This is a genomic window from Vibrio agarivorans, from assembly GCF_030409635.1.
GTDB classification, from domain to species: Bacteria; Pseudomonadota; Gammaproteobacteria; order Enterobacterales; family Vibrionaceae; genus Vibrio; species Vibrio agarivorans.
Map to the genome: position 1 here is coordinate 2,566,965 of NZ_JAUFQF010000004.1, position 16,154 is coordinate 2,583,118.

Below are 16,154 nucleotides of genomic sequence, written 5' to 3' on the forward strand. Positions count from 1 at the left end.
ACCTCCGACTATGCATATACCGGTTCGAAATCAACTTGAGCCTGCTGCCCTGTTGCGTTATCCCAATATGGTGAGAGAAGACGCAGACGCTCAACGATGGCCGGAAGCTTATCGATAACATGCTGAATTTCTTCTTCAGATGTGTACTTAGACAAAGAGAAGCGCAGTGTCCCGTGAGCAGCAGTGAGAGGGATGTTCATCGCCTTCATCACATGTGAGGGCTCTAAAGCCCCGGACGTACATGCAGACCCCGAAGACGTGGCGATACCAACTTGGTTAAGTAGCAACAACAAAGCCTCTCCCTCGACAAATTCAAACGCGATATTTGTAGTGTTCGGTACTCGGTTAGCGACATCCCCTGTCACAAAACAATTCGGAATTTTGTTGAGTAATGCACTTTCTAAGCGATCTCTTAAGATCTCTATTCGGGATGAGCTATCTTCAATCGCTTTTTGGGCAATCTCAGCGGCCTTACCCATGCCGATGACGGATGCCGTATTCTCGGTACCCGCCCTTCGCCCGCGCTCTTGATGACCACCTCTTAGAAGCGGGCGAAAACGTGTTCCACGCTTGATGTACAAAGTTCCAACGCCTTTTGGCCCATGAAACTTATGCGCAGATAATGAGAGCATATCGATATGCGTCTTGCTGACGTTATACGCCATTTTCCCGGTCACTTGCACCGCATCGACGTGGACCTGTGCCCCGAAAGATTTAGCCATTTTAGCGACTCGTTCTATTGGGAATAATGTGCCGGTTTCATTGTTGGCCCACATGAGAGAGACAACTGCAACACGCTCACTTAATGCGTAGCTAAGTTGCCTCATGTCTAATCGACCTTGTGCGTTAACACCTATCCAATGAACTTGATAACCTTTACGCTCTAGATGCTGACAAAGCGCCAGTGTCGCTGGATGTTCAACAACCGATGTCACGACCTCTTTTCTCTCTGGGTTCGCTTCTAATGCTGATAGAATCGCAGTCGCAGTGGCTTCAGTTGCCGATCCTGTGAACACGATTTCAGAATCAAACTCTGCACCAATTAACGCGGCTACCTGAGAACGTGCGTGATTAATAGCTCGCCCCACCTTGTCACCGAACTGATGAATCGACGACGGATTACCATAAATTTCACTCAAATAGGGCAACATGGTCTCAAGAACGCAAGGGTCAACTTTCGTGGTTGCATTATTATCTAAATAACAAAAGATCTCTGACGAATTATCCATGTTGCACCTCCAAGCTTTCAGATTCCACTTGCACCGGATAGACGGTTATCGATCTATTCAATTTCGCACTGACTTTGGACTCAATCGCTTGCAAGGTCATACCCGACATACCGCAACCAGTGCACGCTCCCGTTAACGAAATAAACAGTAGATCATCCTCTAGCTCAACAAACTGAACATCGCCGCCATCGGCTTGAATTGAAGGGCGCATCTTTGATAAAACTTGTTCAATAACAGCTTTTTCGTCCGCAACCTTCTCTTTATTTGAAGGGGTTTTACTTGCAACTAAGCACTCTTCAAGCACATACTCGATTTTTTCATGGCAGGTGGTACACGCCCCGCCCGCTTTGGTGTAATTGATCACCTCTTCAAGCGTGGTGAGGCTGTTTTCACTCACCACTTTTTTGATCAATACATCATCAATAGCAAAGCACTTACAAATCAGCTCACCTTCTTCATGATGATCCGTCAGGCTCTCACCACGGAAATTCGCTACCGCCGCCTCAAACGCTTCCATCCCCATTACCGAGCAGTGCATTTTTTCCGGTGGTAATCCGTCTAGATAATCCGCAATATCTTGGTTAGTTAATTCAGAGGCCTGCTCCAACGTTTTGCCGATGATCAAAGTGGTTAAAGCGGAAGAGGAAGCAATCGCACTGCCACACCCAAATGTTTGAAATCCGGCATCCTCAATCACTTCTGTTTTTTCATTGACCTTTAGCGTTAAACTCAGTGCGTCACCGCAACTCAATGACCCAACTTCGCCAATGGCATTTGCATCCTCGACAACTTTTGCATTATGTGGTGAAAAAAAATGTTCCTTTACCTTTTCTGAATAGCCCCACATAGAATCCCCCTTGGCAGCTGCATTCAATACTGTAGAAGGAAATGCAAAGTGCGAACCAAATCACACAACAAAAAATTACCCAATTAATACAACAACTTAAAATCCAAATCATTTTGTATTCAAGTGGAAGTTACACACATTGTTCTAAAAGCGACAATGACAATTGTCTGTTTTAAAACGAACAACGCGCCTTTGTCGGCGCGTTGTTCGTTCATGGCTTAATGTGTACTGACTCATACACGATCTGACATCTTTGATAGTGAAGTGTGACCTAGTCGCACAGGGACTGCTCATTGCGCCGCCAAAATTACTTCTGGACATTTCTGAGTTATAAAATTAGCAAATCAAGGATTATTTAGGGTAGGCCAAACCTCTAGTTTAGTGGCCAATTTCACTTATCCACTACAATCGTCATGCGGCAATCCATCACTCGGATAGAGGGCTTCAATATTGCTCTAGCCTCTATCAAGAGAAGCTTAAAAAGCATGGTATAACTCCATCAATGACGGATGGGAATGACTGTTATCAAAACTCATTAGCTGAGCGGGTCAATGGAATCCTTAAGCAAGAGTTTTTGATTACTCAGTGCAAAGATCTTAACGAGTTAAAAAGGCTTGTTGAAGAATCGATATATACTTATAACGAAATGAGGCCGCATCTCAGCCTAGGTATGAATACACCAAATAAGATGCATGAAAAAAGCCAGCAACTTGCGTTACTGGCTCACTAAAAATCGTCAACGTATTTTAGGACGAGACACTAAGTTAAATACCTGATGTCGGGTAAAGCGGAATCGTCCCACCAATCTCTTGACGGTCAATTGGATCTTTAGTGATCTCACCAGTCACTTGATCAAAGAATAGCTCAGCTGACTCACCAAAGAAGTTAGAGGCAATAATCTTCACGCCACTTACATACTGACGAATCTCAAAGGTATCAAAGTTTACGAGCTCTGGCCGCTCTAGAATGTTATCAGGAACATGTTCAAGGCTGTCAATATCGTAGTAAGAGAGAGTCATGTTACCCCCAGTACCACCTTCCAAGAATACATAGTTAGTTTCACCGACAATAGACTCGTACACCTTGCTATATTCACTGAAGGTAAACATTTGCTCCATCGGGATGAAGTTTGTACTTAAGTCTGCTTTTGCGACCTTGAAAAAGCCACCGTATACTGTGCCCTCTGCACCATAATCTACATCAAAATCACCTGAAAAATATATATTTTCAGCATCTTGATGTTGAATTTCGTGCCGTTGAAGAACACTTAAACTACCAGCAACGCCATTCAGGCTAAACTCAGTAAGAGAAAAGGGCATCATGTACTTAGTGTTAAGCACTACCGACCCTATTTCACCTGAATTATCCAAGCCTTTCAGGTTAGTAATTACAAACTCTCCAGATTGTACAAATTTCTCATGCAGTCGATGAGAGTGGTGGTATGGTGCATAATAATCACGATCAATTCCAAGACCGCCACATGAAGAACCAGAGCAATTAATGTGAGCTGGGTTAACCCATGAGTTAGGACCATCAAAATTCTTTGTGAAGTAATGCTCGCTTCCATCATATGACCAAGCTGTATGAATAGGAGATGCTCCACCTTCAGTCGGTTGCTGATAGAGAGTTTCGACCTTGCCGTTATTATCCCAGTAAGCCAGTGTAGGTAAATAAATTAAAGGATTGTTATCAAGATCAGGTGTATGGTGGTACATAATCTGCAAGCCCTTACCATCTCCAGTTACATTAACACCATCAATGTACGATCCATAATCAGTTGGGGTATCATAGACAAGACACTCACCAAGGCCATTCGCCTCATCTAATGGTAAAGCAACAAGTAAACAGTGATGAATCTCCTTACCTGTAGCATCGGCTAATTGGTAAAAGTTTCCTCTTAAAATAAGGTGCTCTGACATTGGAACCACCTCATTAATAGAACAGTTATTGCTATCAGACTCAGAAAACACTTTTTCAGTGATGAATTCAGGGTTTTCTGAGTCTGGTGAATCAGGGTCTTCAATCTCAACTTCAGTAACCTTCACTAAGTCATCACAAGAACCACTGACCGTTGTGAGCGAAGGCTCGCCGTTGCGGGTTGACATAGCATCGATAGAAACTTCATCAGAGTATGATGCGCTATCTGTAACAAAGGCAAATGCAGTAGCGCCCTTTGTATTTGATTTTATCTGCTTGTAGTTTGAATCACCGCCGCCATCACCACCACCACCACCACCACCACAACCGACAATAATTGATGTTACTGCAAGTGCAACAATTGAGTGCTTAACATATTGAATTTTCATTATTTTGCTCATTATAGTTATTAAGCCAGCAATCATAAATTAAGCAAGGCGTACATTTTGTGACATTACACTCGTGAGCAAACCGATTGACTAATAATTACACATTGAAACTGTTATCATACATTAATCTAACACGCCGAATTTGTGGTACTTAGATATCGATTCGGCAGGCCTTCTAAACGCATAATGATAAAGTAGGACAAATATCTATCCTTAGAGTGTGACAGATAGGAGCCCTAACTTGATGAAAAGGGGCACTTCTGAGTTACGAAGTGCCGAAGCTCTCTATTTTGGGTTAGCAATCCCAACTCTTGTATTGGCAAATGTGACGAAAGTCATCTCTTTCATGAATTCCATAGATTTGGTCACTACCGGTTCACCATTAATTCCGTCAAAATGGTCAAACGTACTTCCAAGCTGAACTAGATCACTAAGCATGCCATCATCTAAAATGGACGCATATCGAACATTATTTTCACCAAGGAAATATAGTTTATTACCGTCTGTCCACAGAGACTTTAGCTCAATACCCTCAATATCTATAACTTGCCAAGTTGTGGCAAGATCTTCGCTGTAATAGATAACAGATTCGTCCTTGTCAAACAGTGCAATAAGGTCGCCTAGAGGATGCATAGTTGGTATGCCTGATACCTCAGTGTGCTCTTCCCAGTTATTACCTTTATCCGTAGTGATCCAAAAAGAGGTGGAGTCCTGGTTTGTTACAGTTCCTGCATAAACGTCTTCTCCATTGAAAAATCGGTATTCAGCATCCAAAGCCATTGGCATTGTTAGCCAGGTTCGACCGAAGTCACGACTCTCATAGGTTGTTCCTGCAACGACATATTGCTCATCACCGAATGCGTTCGTGTGAAGTGGGTCTCTAAACCAACTTTGTCCCCCATCTACACTTGCACTATGGTACGCAATAATTATATCGCCACTCGTGTTTGCTAATTCAAATCGTTGTCTACCATCACAACTACCTTCAGACCAGTCGCAATCTTGGTTCACTGTATCTGAATCAAAACTAATAGCCCCTTCTGGAGTGTGGTAAGTTTCTTCTCTGTAGAGATGGCTACCAATGTTACTAGGTGTTCGTGAAATTACATACATGTAATCATTAACTACATCGTAAGTGAACTTGAACTCCGATGCATTATCTAAGCTAACTCCTCGAACTGTGTTCCAGTCCCTATATCTATGGTATGCGTTAGCATCATCTTCAGTGCACCCGACTAACATCATTACTACCGCTGTCGTTATTGCTAAATAACTATTTTTCACAAACTACCTCAAAGGTATGACTACGGAACTATTGCTCCATTCAAAGGCAAAATAATAACGTTTAATCAGATGAGTAGTAGTTTTAATCTGTAAAAAATCATTATTAAACAGACAAATAACAGCAACGGAAAGATAACACCAGAACTCACTTCAAACTTATTTACCTAACAAACCCTTCGTTAACGACAATTGGACAATTTACTGTCAATTATTACAATCCAGTTGTCGCTGTGTGGTAAATATCTGATACAGCAGACACACGAGACATAAGTAAAAGTAAGGAAAAGTAATTGTAGCCTTCGTTACAGAGGCACTAGCCCAAACGTGGAATGGGGCAGACATGAGCTTGCAATCTGTCAGTTCTGATTAAACCTTGAGTTGAAAAGTGACAGATTGCGTCCCGACTAATCCACTTAATGAGAGACTGTCCTAAATTCTGTGTAACTGTCTAAACTTAAAGCCTTAATGGCTAAGGATAGGCACATGGATAAGAAAGCACTTGAAGCTTTTGCTAAAGAAGCTGCAAAGGGAATTAAAACTCCCGATGACTTAACTGAGTTCAGCCAGATGCTCAAAAAGATCACTGTTGAGGCGGCGCTCAACGCTGAAATGGAAGAGCATCTTGGCTACGAAAAGCACAAACCCTCAAAATCCCAAAATAGCCGTAATGGAAAGAGCACCAAGCGTGTAAAAACAGAAGACGGCGAATTTGAACTCGATACCCCTCGCGACCGTCTTGGTTCTTTTGACCCCAAGTTAGTCAAAAAGCATCAAACACGATTTACCTCTATGGATGACAAGATCTTGTGGCTTTATGCGCAGGGCATGAGCACACGCGATATAGTGAATGCTTTTGACGAGTGGTACGGAGCAGAGATATCACCCAGCCTAGTTTCGCGCGTCACAAATGCAGTGATGGAGGAAATCGTGGAGTGGCAATCTAGACCGCTTGATGCCATCTATCCTATCGTTTACCTCGACTGCATTGTGGTCAAAATCCGCCAAGACAAACGCATTATCAATAAATCGATCTTCCTTGCTTTAGGCATTAACACCGATGGTCAGAAAGAACTCATGGGCATGTGGATAGCCGAAAATGAGGGGGCTAAGTTTTGGCTGAGCGTTCTAACCGAACTCAATCAACGTGGCGTTGAAGATATTCTTATCGCTTGTGTCGATGGCTTGAAGGGTTTTCCCGATGCGATCAACACCGTCTTCCCGCAAACACATATTCAGCTTTGCATCGTCCATATGGTGCGGAACTCATTGAAGTATGTGTCTTGGAAGGACTACAAGGCGGTCACATCCGACCTGAAGCGAGTGTATCGCTCTGCTACCGAAGATGAGGCTCTACTTGAACTGGAGCGCTTTGGTGAAGTCTGGGATAGCCAGTATCCGCAAATCTCCAAGTCTTGGCGCAATCACTGGCAAAATCTCAACACCCTTTTTAGCTACCCAGAAGATATTCGTAGAGCTATTTACACGACCAATGCAATTGAGTCCCTCAATAGCGTGATCCGCAAGGCACTTAAAAAGCGTAAGATCTTCCCGAATGATGAGGCCGCAACCAAAATGGTATATCTAGCAATCAAAGACGCCAGTAAGAAATGGACAATGCCTATTCAAAACTGGCGCCAAGCTATGAGTCGGTTTATTATCGAGTTCGAGGAACGCCTGGAGAAACACATTAACTAAACGGCAGTTACACAGAATCTGTTACAGCCTCCTTAATGACACTAAGCTGAGAATGTATGGCATTTCTTGCTACACACTTTGGCGCAAGACTGACAACCAATACAGTCACTATCATCTTTAATGGTCATCACCATCATCAGTTGATCATCTCCGTAATCATCCTCCATTTCTGACTCTTTTAAATCAAAGACATCTCTTGAACACACGTTGTAGCATCGTCCACAGCCAATACAGGTCGATTCATCAAGTTTTTCTATATACCTCGGGTGCCAAGATTGCCCACCTTTCGTTAACCCCATTGTTGTCATAATCACTCCATTGAATTCCACGGTTCATCTAATAGAGAATCTAAATACTCTTGTTGATTCTCTTGGTCACTGTTTCTCATTGAGATTCGTTTATTGAGCCAACCCTCTCTCTTTTCTTTCATATCTCTCATTAAATCCATTAAACAAGACTGGATAGATTCGCCCTCTTCCACTTTGACCGGAACGGTCTTTAATACGAGGAGCTGCTTTAATGCTGTCGTACCGCACTGATTGAAATAAACCGCATCACAATCCACCAGCACTGACGTACGTTCTGCCAACTGACTGTGACCTCGACTCTTTTCTGAGAAATCAATGGCATCAATGAGTTGATACTGAGTTTCATTGAGTGAATAAACTATAAACGATTTGGCTTGACCAAAATGCTGATTGACATGCCGGCGGTCGTTTGTTGCAAACGCCACTTTGATCATCGAATCGATGTTGGGCTGATTGGTCTCAACATGCAGCTTACGCACAATCATTCACCACCTCCTCGTTTGTGAAGCTGTAAATGCTGACATGCGGTGTTACCTCAGCCTTATCACTATCCATAAGAGCATTCGCCATCCTAAACAGTTGGGATCTCATCCCTTCATAGCCAACGAAACACTGTTCGCTGTTCCCATAAACATCATTGCAAGGAAAGCCCACTTTAATAAATGCAGCAGATGAAGGGTTGAGTTTATTTAGATGAGAGTTACCAAATAGCAGATCAACAGACAAGGCACTATCGTCAAGCAGAGACATGTCCCCTACTGCAAGTGGATGAGATAGCTTTTTTAGCCCATCATGCTGGGCATGAGTAGTAACTATCTTTTGAATCCGCATCCCGACTTCATCGAAGATATTAACTAGACCAAAAGCCAAATCTGGTTCTGCGGCTAATGCCACCTCACTATGGGTAAGAACAAAGTGCGTATCCAACATCGCGTCTTGGAGTCGAGAACGCGCACGCTCAATCCAATTAGGTACAGGTTTTAGGGTGTATTGGGTTAAGTAGTCAACCAGGTCATCCGTTCCCTGCATTCCCATCGAGATCGATCTCCATGGAATCGCAAAGCGCTTTTCTAGCCATTGGGCTGTGCCTTGAAGTGACTCACCAAGCACCAAAGTGAAACCACTACTTGAGGTCTTTATAATTTGTTCAATTGACGTGCCACCGGTTGAAGTAGAGTGATAATCGCTCTCCTCTAGATGACCATCAAGAGATGTGGCGATATTGGGGATAAATAGGGGTGTTAGATCAAATGCCGTTAAATAACGTTCAATCAGCTCTATATCTGCGGCCGTCGTTGATACTGAGCACAGCACATTCACTTGCGATGGATGAGTAACCGGTGGTGACGGGTCGCAACACTGCTTAACAATCACATCAATGGTTTTGGCAAACCCTGTTTCCATCGTCCCTTTAAAATCTGGCGTCGAGACTGGGACAATCTGAACAGACTCAAACTCAGGGTTTTGATGTTTAAAATCCTTAATCACTCTCCAAATATCACAGCCTTGCATCTCGACTAAGCCAGAAGTAAGAACGGTGAGCACTTGTGGATTTTGTCGCTGGCAAATGTTCTTTAGCGCCTCTGTTAGGTTCTCATCGGTTCCCATTACCGCCGCCACCTGGTCAATAGCACTGTTTTGAATAGGAAAAGGCTCCCTAAAGTGTGAAATCAAAAACACTTTGCTAAATGCACTACAGCCTTGTGAGCCATGAATCAAAGGAATCGCGCCAGTAAACCCCATCGTCGCCAGGGCTGCCCCGGTTGCAGGGCTGGTTTTTAATGGCTTTGTCACCAAAGCGTCATTTTGAATGTATGGACTTGTCATCTCTTAATCCTCCAACACAGTAAGCACGGGCAGTTCTTTTGTTTCGGGAAAAGCGCACAGCGTATCTGAGGCTTTGGTATGCCAAGGAGGCTGACGCTTAGACAGCGCCCATACCGGACTTTCAATGGTTCTGACTAACTCTTTTGCGAGTGTCACCATGCCTTTGTAACCAGCATAAGCATGTTCGCGTTCTTGATTGATATCTAAAAAAGGTATCTTGGCTTTTATGGCGGTATACATGTTTCTCCCCCCAGCGATCATCACATCGGCTTTGTATTGATACGCCGTGTCTAAAAGCGAGCGTGCTCCTCCTTCATTAAGCATCAAAGCGTCATCGCCCATGATGGCTTTAATTCTCGCTTTATCATCTGAGGTCGATTTTTTGGTGCCTGTCGCGACAACTTCAATACCCAACTCTTGGAGAGCCGATACGACTGACCAAGACTTCACGCCACCGGTGTATAACAGCGCCTTTTTGCCCTGCAAGATCTGTTTATAAGGCTGTAATGCCTCTCTTGTGGCTCGCTCTTCTCTGCAAATCACCTGCTCAGCATGAGCAGTAAGTTTTGGGTCACCCAATAAACGAGCAAACTCTCTAAGCGCCATCGATGTGTCTTCTATGCCATAGAAGCTGCCTTCAAACCACGGAATATCCCATTTCTGTTCGAGCTTTCTTGCTACATTAATTTGGGCACGAGAACACACCACCATCGCAGCATCGGCTCTGTGCATCGTCTGAATTTGATGAAACTGGGTATCACCGGCTAGGCAACAGAGCACTCTAATCCCCAACTCTTCAAAAAGCGGCGTAACATGCCAAAACTCCCCAGCGATGTTGTATTCACCAATAAGAACGACGTCATGAACTGCTCTAGATGGGTCGTGCAACATCCGTGGTTTGGTCGGTGGCTCGGCAGTGCCGACCACTTTCTCTACCATGACTTCACCAGCAATCCTATTACCCAAGTTTTTGTTGCCGTAAAAGCCTGCAGCATCGACACAGATCACCGGACGTTGCCACTTGCTCTCAGCCAGTGTACAGATCGCATCAACGTCATTACCTTCAAGTGACGGAACACAGGTGACATAAACAAAGACTGCGGGGGGGGCATACCGTTCAATAAGCGCTTTGATCGCATGCAACAGACGCTTTTCAGCGCGTCCCATAATAACATCTTGTTCATTGAGGTCGGTGGTAAACCCGAACCGAAACAGGTCAGAACTTGTTGCTTTAGTCCCTCGGTTATTCCAACTGTTACCGGCGCACGCTATCGGCCCGTGAACTAAGTGGCCCACATCAGCAATGGGAAGCAAACTTATCTGTGCCCCATCAAATGAGCAGCCACCGGCAGTCATCCCTGGTGTTGGACGAGAACAGCCACTTTTGTTGCCTGCATTGTGCTCGCAAGCAGGTTCGTTTTGTAGCTCAGCAATGTCACTTCTTTTCATCATTTGCTCCAAACTGCTATTTGTAAGAGCAAGATTGCAATAATTGAACCCAAATAAATACCCAATAAAAACAGACAGATAAATACAGTTCGTATTTTCTAGCTGAACAGTTTGTTCGCTTTACGACAATCTTCACACACAAAAATGCCAGCAAATGCTGGCATTTCTACTGTCGGTACTTTGCGTTAAGCTGTTAATCTTTGACTCAACCAAGGCGCAACCCCTTTGTCTATCGCGGATTGTATTTCTGCTATTTTGTCGTGAATATCGATTGGCGCTTTCGCTTTGATTGGATGAATCCCTGCCCTAGTGATTTTGGCTGCCGCCGCACCACCGATCGATAACGCAAACACGAGATCGCACTCGTTGATTAAACTGACTAAGTGCTGAGTTCTTAACTCACCTTTGGCATCACTGTCGATCTCCTTCACCTCAACAAGCCGCTTTTCAACCTTGCTCACGTGATAAATGAGTAAACGTATGCATGACCCGAAATGCCCATCTAAGCGCTCACCAGAATTAGAGGCGAACGCGACGACAAGCTTGTTGCTGTCTAAAGGGAACTCAAGCACAAACTCACCAACGTTTTCATCATCAAGGCCAGACGTTATCGCTGCATAAGCGCGATCGATTTGTTTACGAGAAAAGGATTGGCCAAGCACCGTTAACATTGCGCGCCAGCGTTTCGGAGTGAAGGAAGCCAAGCTTCTGGCGTTGATGTCACCATTCACGTTGGAGCTGATTAACTGCAGAAATAGCTTACTGTCCGAGTATTCCAGTGCTGCCATTGCCGTTGCCAGCTTTTTCACGCTGCTCTCACTGATAGGTAATTGTGATTGCATATCGCCTCCTATGCCGCGCGTAACCGTTTTGCTCTGATCGAGATGGGTAACTTGGGTCTCTGCTCCATCGGATCAATAAAATAGATTGCTCCGTTTGCGAGTTCTATCTCCCCGCCCCACTTATCATCCAAATCGAACTCCAATTTAGTTACATGTTCCTCTAAATCCTTTTTAGCCAAATACAAAGAAAGCACGCCTTGCTCGGTGTACTGAATCATTACGTTTGCCATGTTAACACTCCCTATTGTGGCACGAGCTAAGGGCCTCTATGCGAGGCCCCTGAAGTACTATCGAACTAAATCAAAACCGTAGTCCGTGACACCTAATTGGTTCGTATCTCGGTCGAGTTTGGTTAAGATTTCATTGACTAAGGTCTTCAGAATGTATTGCGCTCCCTCATACCCTAGTGTTGTCTCACGATGTAAATGATGACGGTCAAAGATAGGGAAGCCAATGCGCACCAAAGGCACTTCAAACTCGGCGCCTTTTGCCAGTGTGTCTCGCTCGATAAACTTACCGTATGAGTTGCCGATCATGATGTCTGGCTTTTCAGTAAACATCAGTGAGCGGAAGTGCCACAAGTCTTTACCGACAAACACCTGTGCATTTTGCGAGTATGGCGACTCAGCACACTGGGCCTCCATTTTCTTGCGCCAACGTTTGGTCCCGTTGTGACACAGAATATGTTTCACGTCACAGCCCAGTTCCGTTAGGAATTTCACCATTCCCATTAAATAATCGGTGTCGCCATACAATGAAACACTCACGCCATGTAGCCAAGTATGTGAATCCGTCATCATGTCGACAAGGCGGCCACGCTCTTTGGCCAACTCCTCAGGTATCGGTTGGCCAGTTAGCTCTGATACTTTCATCAGAAAATCATCCGTCCAATCCAAACCCATTGGCATATTGATCTCTGGAATATCCTGCTCCCACGTCGTTTTAATGAACTTTTTACTTTTCACACTCTGTTCGGGCTGCAAGAACAACGTCGCCTTCGCATTGGGTGCCTGTTTCACCTCATCAATGGTTGTTCCCCCCGCATACATGCGATATTCGCCATCAGCCGGCGTATCCAACACTTCGGAAGGATCACTTAGCATGCTAAATTCAACGCCCATTTGCGTCAGCATGCGTTTGATGACTCGGTAGTTACCAAGATAGGTTTCAAAGCCCGGAACAATATTGAGTTTGTTAACGCTGCCCGGCTTATGCTCGTCTTTATTCGCGAGGGTAAAGTGGCGTAACACGCCTTCTAGCATTGCATCCCACCCGTTTAAGTGGCTACCTACAAAGCTAGGCGTATGGGCAAAAGGAGTGGGAACGTCTTTAGGAATAAAGCCTTTGTCTTTTGCGTTGCCGATAAAGGCGTTTAGGTCATCACCAATAACTTCTGCCATACAGGTGGTAGAGACCGCGATCATTTCTGGCTTGTATAGGGCGTAAGAGTTCTGTAGGCCATAAAACATATTATCTTGCCCACCGAATACCGCTGCATCTTCTGTCATCGAATCGGAGACACAAGCAACGGGCTCTTTAAAATGGCGATTAAAATAGGTACGAAAATAGGCCACGCACCCTTGTGAACCATGTACATACGGCAACGTTTTTTCAAAACCTAACGCACACAGTACGCTGCCAAGTGGCTGACATGCTTTAGCAGGGTCAATAGTAATGTGTTTGCGTTCAAAGTTGAGCTTGGCGTACTCTTTCGAGGTAGTCCATTCAAACACCTCTTTGACTTTCTCGGGGTCAACCCCTTGCTCAAAGTTAGCACGTTTCTTGGCTAACATAGTTTGATAATCGGATTCGCTAAACAGCGGAAAACCCGGTTTAATCTCATCGATATTTTGAGTCATAACTCTTCTCCTACCCTGTCACTCATCTGTGAACAGTGGCTCGGTAAATGTTTGTATGACGGACTGCATTAGGCAGTTTTCGCCAACTCTGTTTCTTTTTCAGTTGGCTTAAGCCATGGCGGTTGCATCTTGTTCCAGCAAGGGTTATTCAGAGTCAAATCCATATCACGTGCGAAAATCGCAAAGCCATCGACACCATGATAAGGGCCTGAATAGTCCCAACTGTGCATCTGACGGAACGGGAAGCCCATTTTTTGGAAAACGTACTTCTCTTTGACGCCTGAACCAATTAAGTCCGGGTTTAGTTTTTTAACAAACTCCTCCAACTCAAACTCCGATGCATCATCAAACAGCAAGGTGGCGTCATTGAGCTCAGGAACGGTTTTCACATAGTCGTCGTTATGAGCAAACTCATAACCTGCCCCCACGATTTCCATTCCAAGATCTTCATATGCTCCAATGATATGTCGTGGCCTTAGTCCGCCTACATAGAGCATGACCTTCTTGCCTTCGAGTCGCGGACGATATTTATCAACAACCGCCTGCCACTCTGCTTTATAGCGCGCGATAACCTCTTCTGTTTTTGCTTGAATCCTTTCATCAAACATCGCCGCAATCTTGCGCATTGACTCTTCAATTTTGGTTGGGCCAAACAGGTTGTATTCAACCCAAGGCACACCATGCTTCTCTTCCATGTATCGAACGATGTAGTTCATCGAACGGTAACAGTGAACAAGGTTAAGCTTCACTTTTGGCGTGTTTTCCATTTCAGATAGCGTGCCGTCACCCGACCATTGAGCAACAACGCGCAGCCCCATGTCTTCCAGAATGATACGTGATGACCATGCGTCACCACCGATGTTGTAGTCACCGATGATGGCTACGTCGTAATCCGTGGTTTCAAACTCAACTTGATCTGACTTACTCAGCACATGATCGCGGATGGTATCGTTGGCGATATGGTGTCCTAATGACTGTGACACACCACGGAAGCCTTCACATCGAACCGGAACGACCGTTTTACCCAGCTCTTCTGTTTTGGTCTTTGCAACGGCCTCAATATCATCACCGATCAGTCCTACCGGACATTCCGATTGAATCGAATAGCCTTTGACCAAAGGAAACAGTGCTTCAACTTCATCGATGGCGGATGCCAGCTTCTTATCACCACCAAAAACGATATCTCGCTCTTGAAAGTCAGTGGTGAAGTTAATGGTGCCAAAGGTGTCTACACCCGTTGTGCCTGTGTAGTAGTTGCGGCGACCTGCTCTTGAGTATTGACCACAACCAACTGGACCATGGGAGATATGAACCATATCTTTGACAGGACCCCAAACCACACCTTTAGAGCCCGCATAAGAACACCCCCTTACCGTCATAACACCCGGTAAGGATTTCCGGTTACTGGTAATACACTTTGAGCTTTCAGACTCAGGATCATTCACCATTAGGTGCTTTTTACGATCCTCTCGTGCTACTTCAGGATAGACTTCCAATATTTCATCGATAATCGCCTGAGTATCTTGTTTATTCATCGACATCCCTGCCTCCAAATTATTCTATGAACACTCGAATTTCACTAAAGCAAGCTAGGCTGCAGCCTCTTGACTTGCTGTCTGGCCAATGATGGTCTCATCTTCTTCATCAATGATGCCAAACTCCATAAGCAGCTCTTCAAGCTCATCCATAGAGACAGGGTTAGGGATAACAAATAACTCATTATCGATAATTTTCTTCGCTAGCGTGCGATACTCACCAGCCTGATTACAAGTCGGATCATATTCAATCACCGTCATTCGACGAATCTCTGCACGTTGAACAATATTGTCACGCGGAACGAAGTGGATCATCTGTGTACCAATCTTGGCAGCCAGTGCTTCAATCAGCTCATCTTCACGGTCAGTATTACGAGAGTTACAGATCAAGCCTGCTAAGCGCACACCGCCTGAAGTCGCGTATTTACAGATACCTTTAGAGATGTTGTTTGCAGCGTACATCGCCATCATCTCACCAGAGCACACGATGTAGATTTCTTGCGCCTTATTCTCACGAATCGGCATTGCAAAACCACCACACACCACGTCACCAAGAACATCATAAAAAACGAAGTCTAGGTCTTCTTCATAAGCGCCTTCTTCTTCAAGAAAGTTGATAGCCGTGATAACCCCACGACCTGCACAGCCTACACCTGGCTCTGGGCCGCCCGATTCAACACAACGAACATCACCGAAACCTGTTTTTAAAACGTCTTCAAGCTCGATATCTTCTACAGAACCCGCTTCAGCAGCCATCTCCATAATGGTGTTTTGTGCTTTAGAGTGAAGAATTAAGCGCGTTGAATCCGCTTTAGGGTCACAACCGATAATCATGACTTTCTTGCCGGCTTCTGCTAACGCTGCCACTAAGTTTTGAGTTGTAGTGGACTTGCCGATGCCACCTTTGCCGTATATTGCACATTGACGAATTGCCATGGTCTAGCTCCTTTTTAAATTAGACTCATGGACTTGT

The 16,154-nt window shown here is 44.7% G+C and carries 14 protein-coding genes and 1 pseudogene; 2 read left to right on the plus strand and 13 right to left on the minus strand.

The genetic code is table 11. The annotated features are described in order from the left end of the window. Positions 1-8: 8 nt before the first annotated feature. Positions 9-1,229 (minus strand): cysteine desulfurase NifS, encoded by a 1,221-nt coding sequence (gene nifS / locus QWZ05_RS20320; RefSeq protein ID WP_290300347.1) that lies wholly within the window; start codon positions 1,227-1,229, stop codon positions 9-11. Next, positions 1,222-2,076: a Fe-S cluster assembly protein NifU gene (gene nifU / locus QWZ05_RS20325; protein WP_290300349.1), complete on the minus strand. Its 855-nt coding sequence runs from the start codon at positions 2,074-2,076 to the stop codon at positions 1,222-1,224. Before nifU ends, nifS begins: the two co-directional genes overlap by 8 nt. A 418-nt stretch (positions 2,077-2,494) precedes the next feature. Here nifU and QWZ05_RS20330 point away from each other — a divergent pair. After that, positions 2,495-2,806 (plus strand): annotated as a pseudogene (locus tag QWZ05_RS20330) (integrase core domain-containing protein); the annotation flags it as partial. A gap of 34 nt (positions 2,807-2,840) precedes the next feature. Here QWZ05_RS20330 and QWZ05_RS20335 read toward each other — a convergent pair. After that, positions 2,841-4,382 (minus strand): hypothetical protein, encoded by a 1,542-nt coding sequence (locus QWZ05_RS20335; protein ID WP_290300351.1) that lies wholly within the window; start codon positions 4,380-4,382, stop codon positions 2,841-2,843. A 285-nt stretch (positions 4,383-4,667) separates the two neighbouring features. Next, positions 4,668-5,627 carry a WD40/YVTN/BNR-like repeat-containing protein gene (locus QWZ05_RS20340; RefSeq protein WP_290300353.1) on the minus strand — a complete coding sequence of 320 codons (960 nt, stop codon included), beginning with the start codon at positions 5,625-5,627 and terminating at the stop codon, positions 4,668-4,670. Between the two features lie 522 nt (positions 5,628-6,149). On the opposite strand from QWZ05_RS20340, the gene QWZ05_RS20345 reads away from it, so the two are divergent. Beyond that, positions 6,150-7,361 carry an IS256 family transposase gene (locus tag QWZ05_RS20345; protein WP_290300355.1) on the plus strand — a complete coding sequence of 404 codons (1,212 nt, stop codon included), beginning with the start codon at positions 6,150-6,152 and terminating at the stop codon, positions 7,359-7,361. 41 nt (positions 7,362-7,402) lie between these two features. Here the strand turns inward: QWZ05_RS20345 and fdxB are convergent, their stop codons facing one another. The 9 genes from fdxB to nifH all read right to left on the minus strand — a co-directional run bounded on the left by fdxB (position 7,403) and on the right by nifH (position 16,117). After that, on the minus strand, positions 7,403-7,669 hold the full coding sequence (gene fdxB / locus QWZ05_RS20350; RefSeq protein WP_264877566.1) for a ferredoxin III, nif-specific: 267 nt from the start codon (positions 7,667-7,669) through the stop codon (positions 7,403-7,405). Between the two features lie 2 nt (positions 7,670-7,671). Then, the gene (locus QWZ05_RS20355) at positions 7,672-8,154 is read right to left on the minus strand and encodes a NifB/NifX family molybdenum-iron cluster-binding protein (protein WP_264877567.1); all 483 of its coding nucleotides are present in this window, start codon (positions 8,152-8,154) and stop codon (positions 7,672-7,674) included. Further along, complete coding sequence (nifN, locus tag QWZ05_RS20360) at positions 8,141-9,496, minus strand: nitrogenase iron-molybdenum cofactor biosynthesis protein NifN (RefSeq protein WP_264877569.1); 1,356 nt, start codon at positions 9,494-9,496, stop codon at positions 8,141-8,143. The genes QWZ05_RS20355 and nifN overlap by 14 nt, the downstream gene beginning before the upstream one ends. Positions 9,497-9,499: 3 nt before the next feature. Further along, entirely contained in the window at positions 9,500-10,945 is a 1,446-nt protein-coding gene (gene nifE / locus QWZ05_RS20365; RefSeq protein ID WP_264877570.1) for a nitrogenase iron-molybdenum cofactor biosynthesis protein NifE, read from the minus strand. A 185-nt stretch (positions 10,946-11,130) separates the two neighbouring features. Beyond that, complete coding sequence (locus QWZ05_RS20370) at positions 11,131-11,787, minus strand: NifB/NifX family molybdenum-iron cluster-binding protein (RefSeq protein WP_290300358.1); 657 nt, start codon at positions 11,785-11,787, stop codon at positions 11,131-11,133. A gap of 8 nt (positions 11,788-11,795) precedes the next feature. After that, positions 11,796-12,017, minus strand: a complete 222-nt coding sequence (nifT, locus tag QWZ05_RS20375) for a putative nitrogen fixation protein NifT (RefSeq protein WP_264877572.1) — start codon at positions 12,015-12,017, stop codon at positions 11,796-11,798. Positions 12,018-12,074: 57 nt separating this feature from the next. Then, positions 12,075-13,646: a nitrogenase molybdenum-iron protein subunit beta gene (gene nifK / locus QWZ05_RS20380; protein WP_264877573.1), complete on the minus strand. Its 1,572-nt coding sequence runs from the start codon at positions 13,644-13,646 to the stop codon at positions 12,075-12,077. 68 nt (positions 13,647-13,714) lie between these two features. Beyond that, entirely contained in the window at positions 13,715-15,187 is a 1,473-nt protein-coding gene (nifD, locus tag QWZ05_RS20385; protein ID WP_264877574.1) for a nitrogenase molybdenum-iron protein alpha chain, read from the minus strand. Positions 15,188-15,235: 48 nt separating this feature from the next. Next, entirely contained in the window at positions 15,236-16,117 is an 882-nt protein-coding gene (nifH, locus tag QWZ05_RS20390) for a nitrogenase iron protein (RefSeq protein ID WP_264877575.1), read from the minus strand. Positions 16,118-16,154: the final 37 nt, after the last annotated feature.